21 protein-coding genes, 2 tRNA genes, 2 rRNA genes, 1 other RNA gene and 1 pseudogene are annotated in these 20,702 nt (G+C 27.9%); 19 read left to right on the top strand and 8 right to left on the bottom strand.

The window, feature by feature from the left end:
* Nucleotides 1-4: 4 nt before the first annotated feature.
* The 9 genes from rpmD (at nucleotide 5) to rplQ (ending at nucleotide 5,072) form a co-directional block, all read left to right on the top strand.
* Nucleotides 5-184, top strand: coding sequence for a 50S ribosomal protein L30 (gene rpmD / locus BUAMB_RS02395; protein WP_014500178.1), 180 nt, complete (start codon nucleotides 5-7; stop codon nucleotides 182-184).
* A gap of 5 nt (nucleotides 185-189) precedes the next feature.
* A complete protein-coding gene (gene rplO / locus BUAMB_RS02390; RefSeq protein WP_014500177.1) occupies nucleotides 190-624 on the top strand; it encodes a 50S ribosomal protein L15 in 435 nt (144 codons plus the stop codon).
* 10 nt (nucleotides 625-634) lie between these two features.
* Nucleotides 635-1,954 (top strand): preprotein translocase subunit SecY, encoded by a 1,320-nt coding sequence (gene secY, locus BUAMB_RS02385; RefSeq protein ID WP_014500176.1) that lies wholly within the window; start codon nucleotides 635-637, stop codon nucleotides 1,952-1,954.
* Nucleotides 1,955-1,971: 17 nt separating this feature from the next.
* A complete protein-coding gene (gene rpmJ, locus BUAMB_RS02380; protein ID WP_014500175.1) occupies nucleotides 1,972-2,088 on the top strand; it encodes a 50S ribosomal protein L36 in 117 nt (38 codons plus the stop codon).
* Between the two features lie 85 nt (nucleotides 2,089-2,173).
* Nucleotides 2,174-2,530 (top strand): 30S ribosomal protein S13, encoded by a 357-nt coding sequence (rpsM, locus tag BUAMB_RS02375; RefSeq protein WP_014500174.1) that lies wholly within the window; start codon nucleotides 2,174-2,176, stop codon nucleotides 2,528-2,530.
* Nucleotides 2,531-2,548: 18 nt separating this feature from the next.
* The gene (rpsK, locus tag BUAMB_RS02370) at nucleotides 2,549-2,944 is read left to right on the top strand and encodes a 30S ribosomal protein S11 (protein ID WP_014500173.1); all 396 of its coding nucleotides are present in this window, start codon (nucleotides 2,549-2,551) and stop codon (nucleotides 2,942-2,944) included.
* A 34-nt stretch (nucleotides 2,945-2,978) separates the two neighbouring features.
* Nucleotides 2,979-3,599, top strand: coding sequence for a 30S ribosomal protein S4 (gene rpsD, locus BUAMB_RS02365; protein ID WP_014500172.1), 621 nt, complete (start codon nucleotides 2,979-2,981; stop codon nucleotides 3,597-3,599).
* A 41-nt stretch (nucleotides 3,600-3,640) separates the two neighbouring features.
* Nucleotides 3,641-4,630 (top strand): DNA-directed RNA polymerase subunit alpha, encoded by a 990-nt coding sequence (locus BUAMB_RS02360; RefSeq protein WP_014500171.1) that lies wholly within the window; start codon nucleotides 3,641-3,643, stop codon nucleotides 4,628-4,630.
* 46 nt (nucleotides 4,631-4,676) lie between these two features.
* Entirely contained in the window at nucleotides 4,677-5,072 is a 396-nt protein-coding gene (gene rplQ / locus BUAMB_RS02355; protein ID WP_014500170.1) for a 50S ribosomal protein L17, read from the top strand.
* Between the two features lie 88 nt (nucleotides 5,073-5,160).
* Here rplQ and fmt read toward each other — a convergent pair whose 3' ends face one another.
* A complete protein-coding gene (gene fmt, locus BUAMB_RS02350) occupies nucleotides 5,161-6,105 on the bottom strand; it encodes a methionyl-tRNA formyltransferase (RefSeq protein WP_014500169.1) in 945 nt (314 codons plus the stop codon).
* Between the two features lie 5 nt (nucleotides 6,106-6,110).
* Nucleotides 6,111-6,632 (bottom strand): peptide deformylase, encoded by a 522-nt coding sequence (def, locus tag BUAMB_RS02345; RefSeq protein ID WP_014500168.1) that lies wholly within the window; start codon nucleotides 6,630-6,632, stop codon nucleotides 6,111-6,113.
* Between the two features lie 236 nt (nucleotides 6,633-6,868).
* Between def and BUAMB_RS02340 the strand changes: the two genes are divergently transcribed.
* The 7 genes from BUAMB_RS02340 (at nucleotide 6,869) to cspE (ending at nucleotide 12,714) form a co-directional block, all read left to right on the top strand.
* A complete protein-coding gene (locus BUAMB_RS02340; protein ID WP_014500167.1) occupies nucleotides 6,869-7,342 on the top strand; it encodes a DUF494 family protein in 474 nt (157 codons plus the stop codon).
* Nucleotides 7,343-7,440: 98 nt separating this feature from the next.
* Nucleotides 7,441-7,968, top strand: coding sequence for a Sua5/YciO/YrdC/YwlC family protein (locus BUAMB_RS02335; RefSeq protein ID WP_144011094.1), 528 nt, complete (start codon nucleotides 7,441-7,443; stop codon nucleotides 7,966-7,968).
* Nucleotides 7,961-8,812: a shikimate dehydrogenase gene (gene aroE, locus BUAMB_RS02330; protein ID WP_014500165.1), complete on the top strand. Its 852-nt coding sequence runs from the start codon at nucleotides 7,961-7,963 to the stop codon at nucleotides 8,810-8,812. Before BUAMB_RS02335 ends, aroE begins: the two co-directional genes overlap by 8 nt.
* Before the next feature lie 126 nt (nucleotides 8,813-8,938).
* Nucleotides 8,939-9,011, top strand: a tRNA-Glu gene (locus BUAMB_RS02325).
* Between the two features lie 158 nt (nucleotides 9,012-9,169).
* Nucleotides 9,170-12,089 (top strand): 23S ribosomal RNA (locus tag BUAMB_RS02320).
* A gap of 110 nt (nucleotides 12,090-12,199) precedes the next feature.
* Nucleotides 12,200-12,316: ribosomal RNA gene (gene rrf / locus BUAMB_RS02315) — 5S ribosomal RNA — on the top strand.
* A gap of 188 nt (nucleotides 12,317-12,504) precedes the next feature.
* A complete protein-coding gene (gene cspE / locus BUAMB_RS02310) occupies nucleotides 12,505-12,714 on the top strand; it encodes a transcription antiterminator/RNA stability regulator CspE (protein WP_013878025.1) in 210 nt (69 codons plus the stop codon).
* A gap of 127 nt (nucleotides 12,715-12,841) precedes the next feature.
* Here the strand turns inward: cspE and ybeD are convergent, their stop codons facing one another.
* Nucleotides 12,842-13,105 (bottom strand): DUF493 family protein YbeD, encoded by a 264-nt coding sequence (ybeD, locus tag BUAMB_RS02305; RefSeq protein WP_044035068.1) that lies wholly within the window; start codon nucleotides 13,103-13,105, stop codon nucleotides 12,842-12,844.
* Nucleotides 13,106-13,316: 211 nt separating this feature from the next.
* On the opposite strand from ybeD, the gene cysS reads away from it, so the two are divergent.
* Nucleotides 13,317-14,702: a cysteine--tRNA ligase gene (cysS, locus tag BUAMB_RS02300; protein WP_014500163.1), complete on the top strand. Its 1,386-nt coding sequence runs from the start codon at nucleotides 13,317-13,319 to the stop codon at nucleotides 14,700-14,702.
* An 8-nt stretch (nucleotides 14,703-14,710) separates the two neighbouring features.
* Here the strand turns inward: cysS and folD are convergent, their stop codons facing one another.
* Nucleotides 14,711-15,568 carry a bifunctional methylenetetrahydrofolate dehydrogenase/methenyltetrahydrofolate cyclohydrolase FolD gene (folD, locus tag BUAMB_RS02295; RefSeq protein ID WP_014500162.1) on the bottom strand — a complete coding sequence of 286 codons (858 nt, stop codon included), beginning with the start codon at nucleotides 15,566-15,568 and terminating at the stop codon, nucleotides 14,711-14,713.
* A gap of 145 nt (nucleotides 15,569-15,713) precedes the next feature.
* On the opposite strand from folD, the gene BUAMB_RS02290 reads away from it, so the two are divergent.
* Nucleotides 15,714-15,787: transfer RNA gene (locus BUAMB_RS02290), tRNA-Arg, on the top strand.
* A gap of 12 nt (nucleotides 15,788-15,799) precedes the next feature.
* Here BUAMB_RS02290 and adk read toward each other — a convergent pair.
* From adk to dnaX, 4 genes and pseudogenes are all read right to left on the bottom strand, one after another.
* On the bottom strand, nucleotides 15,800-16,444 hold the full coding sequence (adk, locus tag BUAMB_RS02285; protein WP_014500161.1) for an adenylate kinase: 645 nt from the start codon (nucleotides 16,442-16,444) through the stop codon (nucleotides 15,800-15,802).
* A gap of 81 nt (nucleotides 16,445-16,525) precedes the next feature.
* Nucleotides 16,526-18,400 (bottom strand): molecular chaperone HtpG, encoded by a 1,875-nt coding sequence (htpG, locus tag BUAMB_RS02280; protein WP_014500160.1) that lies wholly within the window; start codon nucleotides 18,398-18,400, stop codon nucleotides 16,526-16,528.
* Nucleotides 18,401-18,540: 140 nt separating this feature from the next.
* Nucleotides 18,541-18,869: pseudogene (locus BUAMB_RS02275) on the bottom strand (YbaB/EbfC family nucleoid-associated protein).
* A gap of 427 nt (nucleotides 18,870-19,296) precedes the next feature.
* Nucleotides 19,297-20,391, bottom strand: coding sequence for a DNA polymerase III subunit gamma/tau (gene dnaX / locus BUAMB_RS02270; RefSeq protein WP_014500158.1), 1,095 nt, complete (start codon nucleotides 20,389-20,391; stop codon nucleotides 19,297-19,299).
* A 215-nt stretch (nucleotides 20,392-20,606) separates the two neighbouring features.
* Between dnaX and ffs the strand changes: the two genes are divergently transcribed.
* Nucleotides 20,607-20,702, top strand: an RNA gene (gene ffs / locus BUAMB_RS03025) — signal recognition particle sRNA small type.

The following is a 20,702-nucleotide window of genomic DNA, read 5'->3' as shown; positions in this document are numbered from 1 at the left end:
TTTAATGAAAAAAATAAAAATTACTCAAATCAAAAGTTCTATAGGCAGACTCCCTAAACATAAAAAAACATTAATTGGATTAGGATTACGTCATATTGGACATACGGTAGTAAGAGAAAATACAAAATCGATTCAAGGTATGGTGAAAAAAATTTCTTATATTTTAAAAATACAAGAGGAATAGTATAAATGTATTTAAATACTCTTATTTCATCGCATGGAGCTCGTAAAAATCGTAAAAGATTAGGTCGTGGTATAGGTTCAGGATTTGGAAAAACTGCAGGACGCGGTCATAAAGGTCAAAAATCTAGATCTGGTAGCAGTATTCGTCGTGGTTTTGAAGGAGGTCAAATGCCTTTATATAGAAGACTTCCTAAATTTGGTTTTAATTCTAGAAAAAAAAATATAACTGCAGAAGTTCGTTTATCAGATTTATCAAATTTAACTACTGATATTGTTAATGTTGAGATATTAAAAACAGCTAATATTATTAAAAAAAATATTAAATATGTTAAAATAATTCTTTCAGGTAAGATAAAAAAATCATTAATAATCAAAGGTATACGTGTAACTCAAGGTGCTCGTATTGCAATTGAAAATTTTGGTGGAACAATTGAAGGATAAGTATTGAATAATGGTGAAGAAACTAGAATCAAATTTTAAAAAGACTAAAAAAAATTTTAATGAATTAAAACAAAGAATAATTTTTGTGATCGTAGCTCTTATTGTTTTTCGTATTGGTTCTTTTATTCCTATTCCTGGTATCAATACTATTATTTTATCTAAAATATTAAACGAACAAAAAGGGACTATTTTTGATATGTTTAATATGTTTTCTGGTGGAGCGCTGAGTCGCGCTTCTATTTTTTCTTTAGGAATAATGCCATATATTTCAGCTTCCATTATTATTCAATTATTGACATTAATATATCCAACATTATCTGAAATAAAAAAAGAAGGAGAATCAGGACGTCATAAAATTAATCAATATACTAGATATGGAACGTTAATATTAGCTATTTTACAATCTGTTGGAGTTGCTACAAGCCTTCCTAATCTTATTGGCACGCATGCAATTATGATTAATCCAAATTTTTCTTTTTATTTCATTGCGATATTAAGTTTAGTAACCGGAACTATATTTTTGATGTGGTTAGGAGAATTAATTACTGAATATGGTATTGGAAATGGTATTTCAATTATTATTTTTATAGGAATTATAGCAGGTTTACCTTCTGCAATTGGAAATACTATTGAAAAAACTAGAGAAGGTGATTTATCTTTTTTATTGTTTTTTATAATTTTGTTAGTTATTTTTTTAGTTATTTTTTTTGTAGTTTTTATAGAAAGAGGACAAAGAAACATCATTGTACATTATGCTCAACGTCAACAAGGTCGTCGTATTTATACTGCTCAAAGTACTCATTTACCTTTAAAAATTAATATGTCTGGCGTGATGCCAGCTATTTTTGCATCGAGTGTTGTTTTATTTCCTGCTACTATTATCTCTTGGTTTAGATCTAGTGATCAATGGATATGGTTAAAAAGAATTTTATTTTATTTACAACCTAATCAACCTTTATATTTAATTTTATATGTATCTGCAATAATATTTTTTTGTTTTTTTTATACAACATTAGTTTTTAATCCTCGTGAAACAGCAGATAATTTAAAAAAATCAGGTGCTTTTATTTCAGGTATTCGACCTGGTGAACAAACAGCAAAGTATATTCATAAAATTATGTTACGATTAACATTAGTTGGATCTTTTTATATTACTTTTATTTGTTTGATTCCAGAATTGATGCGAAGTGCTATGAATGTTCCTTTTTATTTTGGTGGTACTTCATTATTGATTGTTGTTGTAGTTATTATGGATTTTATATCTCAAATACAAACGTTGATTATGTCTAATCAATATGAGTCTATATTAAAAAAAGCTAATTTAAATTAATATATTTAAGGATGATAATGAAAGTACAAGCTTCTGTAAAAGTATTATGTAGAAATTGTAAAATAATTAGAAGAAAAAATGTTGTGAGAGTAATATGTCGTACTGATCCAAAACATAAACAACGTCAAGGATAATTTAATATAAATATATTATTTAATTTATATAAAAAATATTTTTACGTATATGATTATTGCAAATAATTAATAGGACAGACATTATATGGCACGTATTGCAGGTATAAATATTCCTGAAAATAAACATACTTTAATTGCATTAACTGCAATATATGGTATTGGAAAAAAACGTTCTAAACTTATTTGTTTTATTTCAAAAATTCCTGAATATTCTAAAATTATAGATTTAAATGAAGAACAAATTGAAATGTTAAGAATACAAGTTGCTAAATATATTGTTGAAGGAGATTTAAGAAGAGAAACTACACTTAATATTAAACGTTTAATTGATTTAAACTGTTATCGTGGTTTACGTCATCGTAGAAGTCTTCCTGTGCATGGACAAAGAACGAAAACAAATGCTAGAACTTGTAAAGGCCCTCGAAAACCGATAAAAAAATAATTTAGGTAAGAATTTATTATGATTAAAAATTCATCAGCTATTCGTACACGTAAACGTGTTAAAAAACAAATTTTAGATGGTATAGCACATATTCATGCATCTTTTAATAACACTATTGTCACTATTACTGATCGACAAGGAAATTCTTTAGGTTGGGCAACGTCTGGTGGTTCTGGTTTTAGAGGATCTCGAAAATCTACTCCTTTTGCTGCACAAGTCGCTGCTGAACGTTGTGCTGAGATTGTAAAAGATTATGGTATAAAAAATTTAGAAGTTATGGTCAAAGGTCCAGGTCCAGGTAGAGAATCTACTATTAGAGCTTTAAATGCAGCTGGATTTCGTATTACTAACATAACTGATGTAACACCAATTCCTCATAATGGTTGTCGCCCTCCTAAAAAACGTCGTGTGTAATTTTTAAAAATCTTTTTATAGAAAGAGAAATAAAATGGCAAAATATATAGGTCCAAAATTAAAATTAAGTCGACGAGAAGGAACTGATTTATTTTTAAAATCAGGACTTCGTTCAATAGAATCAAAATGTAAATTAGAGCAACCGCCTGGACAACATGGTATTAAAAAACCTAGATTATCTGATTATGCTGTTCAATTACGAGAAAAGCAAAAAGTGCGTCGTTTATATGGTATTTTAGAGCGTCAATTTAAAATTTATTATAAAAAAGCAGCGCGTTTAACAGGTAATACTGGAGCTAATTTATTACAATTATTAGAATCTAGATTAGACAATGTTGTCTATCGAATGGGTTTTGGTTGTACTCGTGCAGAATCAAGGCAATTAATTAATCATAAAGCTGTTATGGTCAATAAAAAAATTGTTAATATTTCTTCATATCAAGTAGCTCCTAATGATCAAGTTTCTATTAGAGTAAAATCTCAAAATCAATCAAGAATAAAAGCAGCATTAGAACTTGTTGAGCAAAGAGAAAAACCAATATGGTTAGAAGTAAATTCAAGTAAAATGGAAGGTGTTTTTAAAAGATTCCCTGAACGTTCTGATTTATCTGCAGAAATTAATGAATATTTAATTGTTGAATTGTATTCTAAGTAATAACTTAAATATTACTTAATTTTTTAAAGGAGATTACATTCATGCAGAATTCTACAATGGGTTTTTTGAAACCACGTCTAGTGGATATTGAACAAATTAGCCCCACTCATACAAAAGTAACTTTAGAACCATTGGAAAGAGGATTCGGTCATACATTAGGAAATGCACTTCGTAGAATTCTTCTTTCTTCTATGCCTGGATGCGCAGTAACTGAAGTTGAAATTGATGGAGTATTGCATGAATATAGTACTAAAGAAGGCATACAAGAAGATGTGTTGGAAATATTATTAAATTTAAAAGAATTAGCAGTAAAAGTACATGGAAAAGATGAAGCTATTCTTTTATTAAATAAATCTGGTATTGGATCTGTAACAGCTGGTGATATTATACATAATAGTGATGTTGAAATTATTAAACCAGAACATATCATTTGTAATTTAACTTACGATACTGCATCTATTCAGATGAGAATTAAAGTACAACGTGGAAGAGGTTATGTACCTGCTGCTACTAGAGTTCATTCTGAAGAAGACATACGACCAATTGGATGTTTATTGTTAGATGCTTGTTATAGTCCTATAGATCGAATTTCTTATAATGTCGAAGCAGCACGTGTAGAACAAAGAACTGATTTAGATAAACTAGTAATTGAAATGGAAACTAACGGGACAATTGATCCAGAAGAAGCAATTCGTAGAGCAGCTACTATTTTATCAGAACAATTAGAAGCATTTGTTGATTTAAGAGATGTTCGTATACCTGAAATAAAAGAAGAAAAACCAGAATTTGAACCTATTTTATTACGTCCCGTAGATGATTTAGAATTAACTGTACGATCAGCTAATTGTCTTAAAGCAGAATCAATACATTATATAGGTGATTTAGTTCAAAGAACAGAAGTCGAACTTTTAAAAACTCCTAATTTAGGAAAAAAATCTTTAACTGAAATTAAAGATATACTCGCTTCTCGTAATTTATCTCTTGGAATGAAACTAGATAATTGGCCGCCAGAAAATATTTTAGATGAATAGTGTATATTTTATTTGATATTAATAAATTGCTAGAAGGAATAAATGTATGCGTCACCGCAAAAGTGGTCGTCAATTAAATCGTAATAGTAGCCATCTGAACGCGATGTTAAAAAATATGGCTTGTTCTTTATTTAAATATGAAATTATTAAAACTACTTTATCTAAAGCAAAAGAACTTCGTCGTATTGCAGAACCTATTATTACTTTATCTAAAATAGATACTATTTCAAATAGACGTTTGGTCTTTTCTCGTATCCGAGATAATGCAATAGTAGCAAAATTATTTGTAAATTTAGGTCCATTATTTTTAAATAGATTGGGTGGTTATACTCGTATTTTAAAATGCGGATTTAGATCGGGAGATAAAGCTCCAATGGCTTATATTGAACTAGTTGATCGTGTTAAAGATAATAAAAAAGAAGAAATTTTAAAACAAAATTAAATTATTTTTAAATATTATTATTAATAATACAAACAATTTATTTTATTTAAAAAAATAAGCAAACGGATTGCTTCCGTTTGCTTATTTCTTATATAATAGTACCAGGTTTAAAAAGATTTTTTTTATATTTAATAATATGTTTTATATCTATTATTTTTTTTCCTGGTAATTGTATTTTTTGAATATTCAGTATTTGATAAGATGTATTAATTTGAATACCATATTTATTTACACAAATAATTTCGCCTATAGATTTTTGGTTATTTGTTATAGGTATTACTGTTGATTGCCATACTTTTATGTTTATATTTTTTAATATTAAATAACATATAGGCCATGGATTAAATGCTCGAATGCAACGTTCTAATTGTTGAGCATTTGAATTCCAGTTTAATAAAGCATCTATTTTATTTATTTTTTTTGATAAAGTAATATATTTTTTGTTTTGTTTCTTTTTAATAATTTTATTTAATATAATATTTTGTAATGTTTCTAATAACCCTTGTATTCCTATTTTAATTAATTTTAAAGATAAACTTTTTGTGGTATCTTTTAAAGATATTTCACATTCCATTGAGTATATTATTTCTCCAGAATCAATTTGATCATTCATGTTAATAATACTTATTCCAGTTGTTTTATCTCCATGTAAAATAGATGATTGAATCGGAGTTGCTCCACGCCATCTTGGTAATAGTGAAGGATGAATATTAATACATCCTTTAGAAAATATAGTTAAAATATTTTTTGGTATAATTTTTCCATAAGCTACTACAATCATAATATCAGCATTAAGCTGTAATATTGTATTTTTGAAAATTTGATTACTTAAATTTAAAGGTTGGTAAACAGGAATATTATGTTTGATAGATAAGATTTTAACAGGGGAAAAATGAATTTTTTGTCCTCTTCCAGATGCACGATCTGGTTGAGTAAGAACTGCAATAACTTTATGAGAAGAAGTAATTAATGCATTAAGATGTGCAGCTGAAAAATATTCTGTTCCAGCAAAAATAATTTTTAATTTATTCAAATTAATTAGATTCCTTTAGTAAAAATTTTTTTATTTTTTTTTAATTTTTGGAATTTTTTTTCAATTCTATCTTTTTTAAATTTTGATAAATAATCAATAAATAATTTACCTTGAAGATGATCTATTTCATGCTGTATACATACAGACATAATTGATTTTGCTTCTATTTCTTTTTTTTCTCCATACTGATTAATAGATTTTACTCTAATATAATTAAAGCGTGGAATAGACGCGCGATATTCTGGAATTGATAAACAACCTTCTTGAATACTAATATGACCTTCTTTTTGAATAATTTTAGGGTTAATTAAGACTAAATTAGTGTCTTTTTTTTGCATTATATTAATAACTATAATTTGTAACTGAATATTAACTTGGGTAGCTGCCAAACCAATTCCTTCTTTTTCGTGCATTGTATCTATCATATTATTAATAATTTTCTTTGTGTTTTTGTTAATTTCCGTTACAGGTTTAGCAATAAGTCTTAAACGTGTATCAGGATAATAAAGTATTTGTAAACAAGACATATATATTTTAGATATAAGATAGTTAAATTTGATATATTAGTATAGACTTTTTTATTATAATTAAAAGTTTAGTTATATTTTTTAAAATAAAAAATACATGTTATTTTAAATCAAAATACATGTACATGATATTATAATATTTTATATGTTTATATATTCACAATATTTATGATAAAATTTACATGTAGAATATATTACTAAACATTTAAATTTTTAAGTATATAATTGAGGATATAATGTTTGATATATTAATATATTTATTTGAAAATTCTGTGCATACTAAATCAAAAATTTCTATTGATTATGATAATTTAACTAATGATTTATCAGATATAGGATTTCAAAAAAGAGATATTTATAATGCTTTACGTTGGTTAAAAAATCTTTCTTGTTATAAAAATAATATTCTTGCATCTATTAATGTATTATCAAAACAGATTTCTACTCGAATTTATACTCAAGAAGAGTCTCTCAAATTAAATGTTGATTGTCGTGGTTTTATTCTTTTTTTAGAACAATTAGAGATATTAACATTAGAAACAAGAGAGATGATTATTGAAAGAATTATGGATTTAGATATGAATGAATTACATCTTGAAGATTTAAAATGGATTGTATTAATTGTTTTATTTAATGTGCCCGGATGTGAATCAGTATATGGAAAACTAGAAAATTTATTATTTAATTTTCAAGAAGATATTATTCATTAAATATTTCATGATGTATATAAAAGATAGTATTTTGTTATTTATGAGCTAAGATAATGAATAAAAATTGTTTTTCACATTCTTTAAGTTATTGTGTAAAAATGTTAAAAAATAAACATGTAATTGCTTATCCTACAGAATCAATGTTTGGACTTGGATGCGATCCTAATAGCGAAGAAGCTGTAAAAAAATTACTTAAGTTAAAAAATAGAAATATGGAAAAAGGTTTTATATTAGTAGCTGCACATTTTAATCAAATTACACAGTATATTAATGAAGAAAATATATCACAAGCACAAAAAAATAAAATGTTGTTTTTTTGGCCAGGACATTTTACTTTTCTTGTTCCTGCAAAATTTTCAGTTCCTTATTGGTTAACTGGTAAATTTAATACTATAGCTGTTCGTATTAGTGCGCATAATGAAATAATAAGATTATGTAATGCATTTGGAGGAGCATTAATATCTACAAGTGCTAATATTTCTAGTATGCCTCCATGTATTACTTCTGAAGCAGTTTCGAAATGTTTTGGTAATACTTTTCCATTATTACATGGTAAAATAGGTGCTGAAAAACATCCTTCCAAAATTATTAATCTTATTAATGGGAAGTTAATTCGTCATGTTTAAATGTCAAGATTTTAATTATGCTGTATTTGGAAATCCGATTAATCATACTCAATCTCCTATAATTCATAAATACTTTTCTGTGCAAACAAATATTTTACATACTTATCAAGCTGTTTATGTTCCATTAGATAGTTTGTATTCTTTTTTAAGTTTTTTTTTTAAAAATAATGGTGTTGGAGCAAATATTACTGCTCCATTTAAAAAAGAAGCTTATTTTTTTTGCAATAAATTAACTGAACAAGCTAAGATTGCTCAATCAGTTAATACATTAAAAAAATTAAAGAATCAAGATATTTTAGGCGATAATACAGATGGAATTGGATTATTATCTGATTTAATAAGATTAAATTTTATAAAAAAAAAATATTCAATTTTAATACTTGGTGCTGGTGGTGCTGTTCAAGGGATTTTATTTGCTCTCTTATCATTTGGATGTTCGATATTTATTTTAAATAGAACTGTATTAAATGCTGAAAAAATAGTTACACAATTTCAGAAATATGGCAATATACAAGTGCTAAAAAAAAATGAACTCAAAATAAAATATTTTGATTTAGTTATTAATGCACGATCAAAAATTTCTGAAACAAATAATGATATTATTCCATTATCTTTGCTTTGTTTAAAAAAAACACATTTTTATGATATAAATTATCAAAAAAATAATACGAAATTTATTGATTGGTGTATTAGTATTGGTGCTCATTTTGTTTCTAATGGCATAGGAATGTTAGCTTTTCAAGCTGCTCATGCATTTTTTTTATGGCACAATGTTATGCCAAAAATTCATTATATTATTGATATTTTAAGAAAAACATATTCTGTTGAAAAAAAACGTGTTTAATTTTTACTCATATTAAAAAATTAGCATTTTAAAATTTTAATTAATATTATAAAAATTACTTGACTCTTTTTTTTGATCTGTTATTTATAATAACGTTACATTAAAAAATAAATATTATATAAAATAGTCCCCTTCGTCTAGAGGTCTAGGACACCGCCCTTTCACGGCGGCAACAGGGGTTCAAATCCCCTAGGGGACGATAAATAAAAATATTTATAAAATCTTATATACTAATTAAAATAATTGTGTTATTCTCAAGATAACTTTTAAAATAAAGTTAAATTTTAACAAGCTCTTTAAAAATTCGGAAAAACAAGCATTAAATAAATTATTTTTTGAAACACCTGTGGGTTGTAAGGTTAAGCAAATAAGCGTACATGGTGAATGCCTTGGCAGTCAGAGGCGAAGAAGGACGTGCTAATCTGCGAAAAGCGTCGGCAAGCTGATATGAAGCGCAATAACCGTCGATTTCCGAATGGGGAAACCCGATGCATTTAATGTATCATTATTAACTGAATTCAATAAGTTAATAAGGCAAACCAAGGGAACTGAAACATCTAAGTACCTTGAGGAAAAGAAATCAATTGAGATTCCCTTAGTAGTGGCGAGCGAAAAGGGAACAGCCTAGAACTATAATCAATTTAAATTATAATAGAATGATTTGGAAAATTCAGCGATACAAGGTGATAGCCCTGTATATAAAATAATTTATATTGTGAGTTCAATAAGTAGAGCGGGACACGAGAAATCCTGTTTGAAGACGGGGGGACCATCCTCCAAGGCTAAATACTCCTGACTGACCGATAGTGAACTAGTACCGTAAGGGAAAGGCGAAAAGAACCCCGGCGAGGGGAGTGAAATAGAACCTGAAACCGTGTACGTACAAGCAGTGGAAGCGCAAATGTTAATATTTATTGTGTGACTGCGTACCTTTTGTATAATGGGTCAGCGACTTGTGCTCTGTAGCAAGGTTAACTGAATAAGGGAGCCGAAGGGAAACCGAGTCCTAAATAGGCGTTAAGTTGCAGGGTACAGACCCGAAACCCGGTGATCTAGCCACGGGCAGGTTGAAGGTTGGGTAAAACCAACTGGAGGACCGAACCGACTGATGTTGAAAAATCAGCGGATGACCTATGGCTAGGGGTGAAAGGCCAATCAAACCGGGAGATAGCTGGTTCTCCCCGAAAGCTATTTAGGTAGCGCCTCGTGAATTCATCTTCGGGGGTAGAGCACTGTTTCGACTAGGGGGCCATCCCGGCTTACCAACTCGATGCAAACTCCGAATACCGTAGAATGTTATCACGGGAGACACACAGCGGGTGCTAACGTTCGTTGTGGAAAGGGAAACAACCCAGACCGCCAGCTAAGGTCCCAAAGTCATAGTTAAGTGGGAAACGATGTGGGAAGGCATAAACAACCAGGATGTTGGCTTAGAAGCAGCCATCATTTAAAGAAAGCGTAATAGCTCACTGGTCAAGTCGGCCTGCGCGGAAGATATAACGGGGCTCAAACTATGCACCGAAGCTGCGGCAATAAAAATATATTTTTTGTTGGGTAGGGGAGCGTTCTGTAAGCCGATGAAGATGTATTGTAAAATACATTGGAGGTATCAGAAGTGCGAATGCTGACATGAGTAACGATAAAGCAGGTGAAAAACCTGCTCGCCGAAAAACTAAGGTTTCCTGTCCAACGTTAATCGGGGCAGGGTAAGCCGACCCCTAAGATGAGGCTGCAAAGCGTAATCGATGGACAACAGGTTAATATTCCTGTGCTTAATATTACTGCGAAGGGGGGACGAAGAAGGTTAGGTTATCCAGGTGACGGTTATCCTGGTTTAAATGTGTAGGTATGATAATTAGGTAAATCCGATTATCTTTAATCTGAGGCATGATGACGAATCATTTAGGTGATGAAGTAACTAACACCATGCTTCCAAGAAAAGCCTCTAAGCATCAGGTAATATTAAATCGTACCCTAAACCGACACAGGTAGTTAAGTAGAGAATACTAAGGCGCTTGAGAGAACCCAGGTGAAGGAACTAGGCAAAATAGTGCCGTAACTTCGGGAGAAGGCACGCTAGTGTTAAGTAAAAGGATTTTCTCCTTAAGCTGAGACTAGTCGAAGATACCAGCTGGCTGCAACTGTTTATTAAAAACACAGCACTGTGCAAACACGAAAGTGGAAGTATACGGTGTGACGCCTGCCCGGTGCCGGAAGGTTAATCGAAAGAGTCAAAGGTAAAACTTAAAGCTCTGGACTGAAGCCCCGGTAAACGGCGGCCGTAACTATAACGGTCCTAAGGTAGCGAAATTCCTTGTCGGGTAAGTTCCGACCTGCACGAATGGCGTAATGATGGCCAGGCTGTCTCCACCTGGGACTCAGTGAAATTGAAATTGCTGTGAAGATGCAGTATATCCGCGGCAAGACGGAAAGACCCCGTGAACCTTTACTATAGCTTGACACTGAATTCTAAATTTTAATGTGTAGGATAGGTGGGAGGCAATGAAATTAAAACGCCAGTTTTAATGGAGCCAAACTTGAAATACCACCCTTTAAAATTCGGTATTCTAATCTAGTGCCGTTATCCGGCACAGAGACAGTGTCTGGTGGGTAGTTTGACTGGGGCGGTCTCCTCCCAAAGAGTAACGGAGGAGTGCGAAGATTGGCTAATCACGGTCAGACATCGTGAGGTTAGTGCAAAGGCATAAGCCAGTTTAACTGTGAGCGTGATAACGCGAGCAGATGCGAAAGCAGGTCTTAGTGATCCGGTGGTTCTGAATGGAAGGGCCATCGCTCAACGGATAAAAGGTACTCCGGGGATAACAGGCTGATACCGCCCAAGAGTTCATATCGACGGCGGTGTTTGGCACCTCGATGTCGGCTCATCACATCCTGGGGCTGAAGCAGGTCCCAAGGGTATGGCTGTTCGCCATTTAAAGTGGTACGCGAGCTGGGTTTAGAACGTCGTGAGACAGTTCGGTCCCTATCTGCCGTGGGCGTTGGAAGATTGAGGGGGGCTGCTTCTAGTACGAGAGGACCGAAGTGGACGCATCACTGGTGTTCGGGTTGTCATGCCAATGGCATTGCCCGGTAGCTAAATGCGGAAAAGATAAGCGCTGAACGCATATAAGCACGAAACTTGCCCCAAGATTAATCTTCCCTGAAACAGAAATGTTTACTGAAGGGACGTTGAAGACTACAACGTTGATAGGCTAGATGTGTAAGCATAGTAATATGTTGAGCTAACTAGTACTAATGACCCAAGAGGCTTAACCTTACAACACCAGAGGTGTTTTTAAAATAAATTGAATTTTTATGAAAGCTTGTTTTTACTGAATTTAATATAATTTATCAATATATTTTAATAACATAATATTTATTAAAATGCCTGGTAAAAATAGTGCAGTGGTACCACCTGAATCCCATTCCGAACTCAGAAGTGAAACGCTGTAACGCCAATGGTAGTACGGGGCCTCCCCGTGTGAGAGTAGGTCAAATCCAGGAAAAAAAACCCGAAATTTTTTTCGGGTTTTTTTATATGTAAAATAAATTATTTATAAAAACAAATTACTTTCTAGCTAACAGTAGATTTACATGTTAATCTATTGAGAATTTAATTTTTTAAAATTATTAAAAATTGTTTATTAATATTTTTTTAATTTAGTATATTTTTTCATGTGAAGGTAATATAGATGTCCAAGATTAAAGGTAATGTTAAATGGTTTAATGAATCTAAAGGTTTTGGTTTTATTACTCCAGAAGATGGCAGTAAAGATGTATTTGTTCATTTTTCAGCTATACAAAGTAATGGATTTAAAACTTTAGCCGAAGGTCAGAGTGTTGAATTTGAAATAACTGAAGGAGCGAAAGGACCATCTGCTGCTAATGTTATTAGTATATAGTGTTTTTAATAGTTAATATACTTTTTTCATAATTTGATTATAAATAAACATTTATTTTATAGTACGGCTCTTAAATAGGGCTGTACTATATTATAATCATTTTTATCAATATAAAATAACTAATTTTTTACAAAACCATTCGAACAATATTAATTTTACTAATTTCATGATATAAAATTTCAATTTGTTCAAAATTTTTAGCACAAATTGTAATTGAAACAGAAAGATAGTTTCCTCTATTACTTGATTTGATTTGAGGTGTATAATCTCCAGGGATTTGAATTTGAATTACTTTAATTATTTGATCAATTAGCTCAGGTTGTGCTAATCCAATAATTTTATAAGTAAAAAAACAAGGGAATTTTAACATATCTTTTAATTTTGTTTTCATCATTAATCCCTAATTTTTTTATAATAAAATATACTTAAAAAAAATATAATATTTTTTATTAAATTTTATTTTTTTTCTATATTTTTTGATTAATTTTAAAAAATTTACATATGTTTTTAAAAAAACAATTTTATTATTTTAACACATTGATAGTATAGACAATAATATATTTTATTTAGTTTTTTTTAATTTTATTTTTAGGATTTAATTTATGTTGAAAATTTTTAATACATTAACTCGCAAAAAAGAAATTTTTAAACCTATACAAAAAAATAAAATTAATTTATATGTATGTGGTGTAACTGTATATGATTTTTGTCATATTGGACATGGACGTACTTTTGTTGCATTTGACATAATAATACGTTATTTACGATTAATTGGATTTCAAGTAAAATATGTTCGTAATATTACTGATATTGATGATAAAATTATCAAAAAATCTATGAATGAACAAATTAATATTTATGATTTAACTAATTTTATGATATCAGAAATGCATAAAGATTTATTATCTTTAGGTATTTCTCCACCAGATGAAGAGCCGCGTATTACGGATTATATTAATAATATTATTAAAATAATTATTAAACTAATTCATAATCAACATGCCTATATAAACAAAAATGGTGATGTGATTTTTTCTGTAGATAGTAATCCTCATTATGGAGCTTTATCTCGTCAAGCTTTAAGATTCTTAAAATCCGGATTGCGTATTCCAATAAATAATACTAAAAAAAATCCTTTAGATTTTGTACTCTGGAAAATAACTCATAACAAAGAATATTCTTGGAATTCTCCTTGGGGTCGAGGTCGTCCTGGTTGGCATATTGAATGTACTACAATCAATAATGTATTTTTTCAAGATTGCGTAGATATTCATGGTGGTGGTTCTGATTTACTTTTTCCTCATCATGAAAATGAGAGAGCACAATCTATGTGTTTTAATAGTCAAGCTCAAATTAATTTTTGGATGCATACAGGTGTAGTAATTTCAAAAAATCAAAAAATGTCTAAATCATTAAACAATGTTTGTTTTTTAAAAGATATTTTACAAGATTATGATGCTGAAATTTTACGTTATTTTTTTCTTTCAACACATTATCGTCATCCTCTATATTATTGTCAAAAAAATTTAAATCAAGCAGATATATCATTAAAATATTTATATTCAGCTTTAAATAATACTCATCCTATATCTAATAATGATGAAGGCATGAATTTTGAATTAGAATTTTATAATGCTATGAATAATGATTTTAATACGCCTAAAGTTTTTTCTATTTTTTTACAAATAGCACGAAAAATTAATTTTTTTAAAAAAAATGATGTATTAAAAGCAAACAAATTTGCTTTTAGATTAAAAAAAATAGCTAATTATTTAGGCTTTCTATTAAATAAACCAGAAGAATTTTTAAAAAGTAAATCTATATTAAATCAAAATTTAGAAAAAAAAATAGAATTATTAATCAAAAAAAGAAACATAGCTAGACAATTAAAATCATGGAAAGAAGCTGACAAAATACGAGATAAATTAACATCTTTAGATGTTATTTTAGAAGATTCATCTGATGGTACACATTGGCGTAAAAAATAATTACTTAATTAAGTATCATGATGATTTTCACAGGCTTCTAATGTGTTTTGTAATAATGTTGCAACTGTCATAGGACCTACTCCACCAGGTACAGGTGTGATATATGATGCTCTTAAATATGCGTTTTTAAAATCAACATCTCCTACTATTTTACCATTTTTTAATCGATTAATACCAACATCTATAACTATAGATCCGTTTTTAATCCATTTTCCTTTTAAAAAATTTGGTTTTCCAACAGCTACAATTAATAAATCTGCATTTTTTACATGATATTTTAAATTTTTAGTAAATCGATGTGTAACAGTAGTAGTACAGCCAGCTAATAATAATTCTAAGCTCATAGGTCTTCCAACTATATTTGATGCTCCAACCATAACTGCGTGTAATCCATGAGTTTTTATTTTATTATATTGTAACATGGTAATAATACCTTTTGGAGTACATGCCCTTAATTTAGGCGTTCTTTGACATAAAGAACCAGTATTATACGGATGAAAACCATCTACATCTTTATCAGGAATAATACTACTTAAAATTTTTATATGATTTATATGCTTTGGGAGAGGTAATTGTACTAAAATACCATCTATATTTATATTATTATTGAGTTGATTAATTAAATTTAATATTTCTATCTCATCAACAGTTTCAGGAAAATTCCAATATTCTGAAAAAAAACCAACATTTTTACATGCAATTTTTTTTTTGTTTAAATAAATTTCTGAAGGAATATGCTGTCCTACTAAAATCATAGCTAATCCAGGTATTTTTTTTCCATCTTTTTTTCTTTGATTAATTTTTTGTGCAATTTTTAATTGCAATTTTTGTGCAATTTTATTACCATCTATTATTATTGCAGACATTTTTAATTAACTCAGTGAAATTTTATAAAGCATATTTATAAAATTGTTAATGTAATATTAATTAATATTATATTATTTCATAATATTTATAGTATTTACTTGTATATATATACTATTAATGTTAAATTTTAATATAATATTTTATGCGTTCTTAGCTCAGCTGGATAGAGCAACGGCCTTCTAAGCCGTAGGTCACAGGTTCAAATCCTGTAGAACGCACATAATAATTATTTATTTTAAAGCTTGTTCTATTTTTTTATGAATAAATGATACTGAATTAGTTCCATTAATTTGAAAAAATTTTATATTCCCCATTTTTTTTTGGTTTATATAATACTTAATTAATGGATCATGTATTTTTTTATATTCCTCTAATCTTTGTATAACACTTTCTATTTTATCATCTTCTCGAATGATCAATTCTTGTCCAGTGATATCATCTTTATTTTGAATTTTTGGTGGTTTAAATTTAACATGATAAATACGACCTGATGCAGCATGTACACGTCTACCAGATATGCGTTCTAATATAGATTGAAATGGTACCATAAATTCTAAAACGTAATCTATTTTAAAATTAATTTTTGATAAATAATAAGCTTGTTCTAGTGTTCTTGGAAAACCATCTAATAAGAAACCATTAATGCAATCTTTTTTTTGAATTCTTTTTGCAATTAAATTACAAACAATTTCATTAGAAACTAATTTTCCTTTTTCAATAACATTTTTAATTATTCTACCTATATTAGTTTTTAAATGAACAGCTTCTCTTAGCATATCGCCTGTAGATATTTTTGGTATTTTATATCTTTCTGAAATAAATGTTCCTTGTGTTCCTTTTCCTGTACCAGGTGCACCAATAAGGATAATACGCATAATTAATAATATCTTATAAAAATATTAGTGAATATTAAGATTACTACTATATTACATAGTAGTAGTAATCATACTAATGTATTACTTTAAAAGCAATTTGTTCATTCTAGCAATAAATTTATGTGGATTATCTAAATGACCTTTTTCAGATAATAAAGCTTGATCTAATAATAGTTTAATCCATTCATTAAATTTATTTTCATCATGAATTAAACATATTTTTTTTATCAATAAGTGTTTTGGATTAATTTCAAAAATATATTTTAATTCTGGAACAGATTGTCCTGCTGCAGAAAAAAGTTTAGCCATTTGTGTAGTCATTTCAGTTGAATCACTTAATAACACACATGGTGTTTCTGTTAAACGATTAGTAAATCTAACATCTTTTACTTGATCGCCCAGTGATTTTTTGACTTTTTTTAAAAAATCAATCATTTCTGTTGAAATTTCATTATTTTTTATTTTTGTTTCTTGATTAAATTTGTTAATTGACAAATCTTCTTTACTGATAGATTGAAATTTTTTACCTTGAAATTCAATGAGATAATTCATCATCCATTCATCAATACGATCTGATAATAATAAAACATCAATATTATTTTTTTTAAATATTTCTAAATGAGGACTATTTTTTGCAGCTAAATAGCTATCTGCAGTGATATAATATATTTTTTCCTGTTTTTCATTCATATCAGATATATATTTTTGTAAGGACATATTTTGTTCAGAAGTATTATTTTTAATAGATGTAAAACGTAATAAATTAGCAATTATATCTATATTTTCATGGTCTTCGGCAGGTCCTTCTTTTAACACTAGACCAAATTCATTCCAGAATATTTGATATTTTTCAATATTATTTTTTGATATTTTATCTAGCATATTCAAAGATCTTTTAATTAACGCTTTTCTTAATTGTCCTGTAACAGCATTATTCTGTAATATTTCACGTGATACATTTAAAGGTAAATCATTAGAATCTAATAAACCTCTTATAAAACGTAAATAATTAGGAAGAAATTCATAAGAATTATCCATAACATATACGCGTTTTACATATAATTTTAAACCATGTTTATTATCTCTATTCCATATATCCCAAGCTGCTTTTTGGGGGATATATAATAAACTAATATATTCTTGTTTACCTTCTACATGATTATGACTCCATATAAGCGGATCTTTTTGATCATTAGTAAGATGTTTATAAAAATCTTTATATTCTTCATCAGTAATAGAAGATTTATTTAAAGTCCATAATGCTTTAGCTTTGTTAATTTGTTCCCAAAAATATGTTTTGTTTTTTTCATCATAATTTTGCATGTATATTGGAACTGTAATATGATCAGAATATTTACTAATAATATTTTTAATACGCCATGTTTCTAAAAATTCTTCTTCTTCTTTTTTTAAGAATAATGTAATTTCTGTACCTCTAGTTTTTTTAGTGATATTTGTAACATTATATTTTCCTTCTCCTGATGATTCCCATAATATTCCTTCATTAGCTGTTGTTCCGGCAAATCTAGTTCTAATGGAAACTTGATCTGATACCATGAAAGATGAATAAAAACCAACTCCAAATTCTCCAATTAGTTCATTTTTTTTATTTGTTTTTTGTTCTAAAGATTTTAAAAATAGTTTAGTCCCTGATTTAGCAATTGTGCCAAGGTTTTCAATAGCATCTTTTTTGCTCATTCCAATGCCATTATCACTAATAATTAATGTTTTTTGTGCTTTATTAACAGATATTTGAATTTTTAAATCATTATCATTTTCATATAATTTTGGTGATGAAATAGATTCAAATCTTAATTTATCTATTGCATCTGATGCATTAGAAACTAATTCTCTTAAAAATATCTCTTTGTTAGAATATAATGAATGAATCATCAAATGTAATAATTGTTTAACTTCTGATTGAAAATTATATATTTCTTTTTTTTGTTTATGCATAAGAATATCTCTTTTTATATTTTCAATAATTAATATTAAAAAACAAAAAATATTTATAGATTAAAAGATGTAAAATAGAAAAAATATATTAATTATCTTAAAATTATTTTAATTGAGCTTAGTTTCTATTTTTTTTCAAATTAAATAGGAATATTAAATCCATTAGGTAATTGCATTCCTGTAGATATAGCAGACATTTTCTTTTTTGCACTTCTGATATTCTTCTTGTAGCATCATTAAAAGCAGCAGCTGCTAAATCTTCTAACATATCTTTGTCATCTTTAAGAAGACTAGGATCTACTTCTACGCGTCTACAATTATGAGCTCCATTTATAGTTACTTTAACTAATCCAGCACCGGCTTCTCCTGTAACTTCCATTTTAGCTATTTCTTCTTGTATCTTTGCCATTTTTTCTTGCATTTGTTGTGCTTGTTTCATTAAATTACCTAAACCACCTTTAGTAAACATATTTTATTCTCTTTTAATGATATGAAAGAACGTATTTTCAGTATTATTGAATGAATATTATTTTTAAAACATTTATATATTAAAGAATTTTTTAGTTCTGAATATAAAATCTTTTACTAAAAATGAATTTTTTTAATACTGATTGTATTATATATATTTAAAATTATTGTTTTATGAGCAAATAAGTTAAGTTTATTTTTTATAATGAATTTTATTATTTTTTAATTAATTTAATGTTTTTAAATATTTTTTATTTTTTACGAATTGGGTATAAAATCATTATATTCTATATTCATAAGTAATTTATTCATATTTTTATTATAATATTTATTTAAAGATTATATATAATACATTATTTATATTTTTTAAAATTTTTATATGTTTATATTAGAATAATCATTGTAAACATGTCTGAATTCAATTTGTTTTAATGTATTTTCATTGTATTAATTGCACGCAGTAAAGTCATTTCAACACCTATTCTTCTACTAGGAGCAAATTGTAATTCTTTTCTTCCATTTAATAATATTTGATAGCATAATTGTATATTTTTTTTTGTTATATTATTAGCTATTATATTAATATGATTTTGATAAATATCTTGAATAGATTGTTTATATTGTGATGAAAAATATTGTGTTATAGAAATACGATGTAAAAAACGTAGTATTTCAATTAAAATCTCTTCCCATTCTACTCCTATATTATGCATTCTATTTAATAAAAACATTGTTTTTTTTGCATTAATTTTTAATACTGATCTAGTTAATAAAAAAGAATATTTTTCTAATGGTATACCTAACATTTCTCTTGTTGTATTTATTGTAATATGACCATTTCCTATATTAATAGCATATTCTAACAAATTTAATGCATCTCTTATACTGCCTTTAGCGTGATAAGATATTTTTTTTAAAGAATATATATCAGTTTTAATAGATTCTTTTAATAATATAATTTTTAGAAAATTAAAAATTTTTTCTTCAGATATAATCTGTAGTTGAAAATATAAACAACGCGAAATAATTGTTTTAGGGATTCTTTCTATATCTGTAGTAGCTAAAATAAATTTCACATGTTTAGGAGGTTCTTCAAGTGTTTTAAGTAATGCATTAAAACTATGGCGAGATAGCATGTGTACTTCATCAATTAAATATATTTTAAAACGACTTTTATTTGGTGCATAAGAAATATTATCTAATATATCTCGCATATCTTCTACTTTAGTACGAGAAGCTCCATCAATTTCGATTACATCTAAACATAATCCTTTTTCGATTTCTTGACAAATCAGGCATTTTCTACAAGGATTTGATGTAATACCTTTTTCACAGTTTAAACTTTTAGCTAGTAAACGAGCAATAGTAGTTTTTCCAACACCTCGTGTACCAGAAAATAACCATGCATGATGAATACGTCCAAGAGATAATCCATTAGATATAGCAGTAACAATATTTTTTTGACCAATGATATCTTGAAAAGATTGTGGACGCCATTTTTGTGCTAATATTTGATAATTCATATATTTTTTATCATTTTAATAAAAAGAATATTATGCTATCAATATTTATTATATTATGAAAGTATTCTTATATATTTTATAGAAGTTTTTTATTTAATTGTTTAAAAATATTTTATTAATATTATAAATATTAGTTGTAACTTACCTAATTGATCTATACAATAAAAAATATACTTGAATAAAAGTAAAAAACTTATTATATTTAAATAGTTTTCTGTTAGCTCCAAACACTGTCATATTGAAAACTTGGTCAGATTCGGAAGAAAGCAGCCGCATCAATAGATACAGGTGTTCTGATTAAGCTAACAGAA

It is taken from the genome of Buchnera aphidicola str. Ua (Uroleucon ambrosiae), assembly GCF_000225465.1.
GTDB lineage: Bacteria > Pseudomonadota > Gammaproteobacteria > Enterobacterales > Enterobacteriaceae > Buchnera > Buchnera aphidicola_B.
The sequence above is the reverse complement of the archived record's forward strand: the minus strand, read 5'-3'. Positions and strand labels throughout refer to the sequence as shown.

Bases quoted from the DNA above. Each gene is read 5' to 3' on its own strand.
- adk (WP_014500161.1), bottom strand. From the start codon at position 16,444: ATGCGTATTATCCTTATTGGTGCACCTGGTACAGGAAAAGGAACACAA.
- def (WP_014500168.1), bottom strand. From the start codon at position 6,632: ATGTCTTGTTTACAAATACTTTATTATCCTGATACACGTTTAAGACTT.
- secY (WP_014500176.1), top strand. From the start codon at position 635: ATGGTGAAGAAACTAGAATCAAATTTTAAAAAGACTAAAAAAAATTTT.
- cysS (WP_014500163.1), top strand. From the start codon at position 13,317: ATGTTGAAAATTTTTAATACATTAACTCGCAAAAAAGAAATTTTTAAA.
- htpG (WP_014500160.1), bottom strand. From the start codon at position 18,400: ATGCATAAACAAAAAAAAGAAATATATAATTTTCAATCAGAAGTTAAA.
- folD (WP_014500162.1), bottom strand. From the start codon at position 15,568: ATGTCTGCAATAATAATAGATGGTAATAAAATTGCACAAAAATTGCAA.
- rplQ (WP_014500170.1), top strand. From the start codon at position 4,677: ATGCGTCACCGCAAAAGTGGTCGTCAATTAAATCGTAATAGTAGCCAT.
- rpsM (WP_014500174.1), top strand. From the start codon at position 2,174: ATGGCACGTATTGCAGGTATAAATATTCCTGAAAATAAACATACTTTA.
- rpmJ (WP_014500175.1), top strand. From the start codon at position 1,972: ATGAAAGTACAAGCTTCTGTAAAAGTATTATGTAGAAATTGTAAAATA.
- rplO (WP_014500177.1), top strand. From the start codon at position 190: ATGTATTTAAATACTCTTATTTCATCGCATGGAGCTCGTAAAAATCGT.
- ybeD (WP_044035068.1), bottom strand. From the start codon at position 13,105: ATGAAAACAAAATTAAAAGATATGTTAAAATTCCCTTGTTTTTTTACT.
- BUAMB_RS02335 (WP_144011094.1), top strand. From the start codon at position 7,441: ATGTTAAAAAATAAACATGTAATTGCTTATCCTACAGAATCAATGTTT.
- aroE (WP_014500165.1), top strand. From the start codon at position 7,961: ATGTTTAAATGTCAAGATTTTAATTATGCTGTATTTGGAAATCCGATT.
- BUAMB_RS02360 (WP_014500171.1), top strand. From the start codon at position 3,641: ATGCAGAATTCTACAATGGGTTTTTTGAAACCACGTCTAGTGGATATT.
- BUAMB_RS02340 (WP_014500167.1), top strand. From the start codon at position 6,869: ATGTTTGATATATTAATATATTTATTTGAAAATTCTGTGCATACTAAA.
- rpsD (WP_014500172.1), top strand. From the start codon at position 2,979: ATGGCAAAATATATAGGTCCAAAATTAAAATTAAGTCGACGAGAAGGA.
- dnaX (WP_014500158.1), bottom strand. From the start codon at position 20,391: ATGAATTATCAAATATTAGCACAAAAATGGCGTCCACAATCTTTTCAA.
- rpsK (WP_014500173.1), top strand. From the start codon at position 2,549: ATGATTAAAAATTCATCAGCTATTCGTACACGTAAACGTGTTAAAAAA.
- rpmD (WP_014500178.1), top strand. From the start codon at position 5: ATGAAAAAAATAAAAATTACTCAAATCAAAAGTTCTATAGGCAGACTC.
- cspE (WP_013878025.1), top strand. From the start codon at position 12,505: ATGTCCAAGATTAAAGGTAATGTTAAATGGTTTAATGAATCTAAAGGT.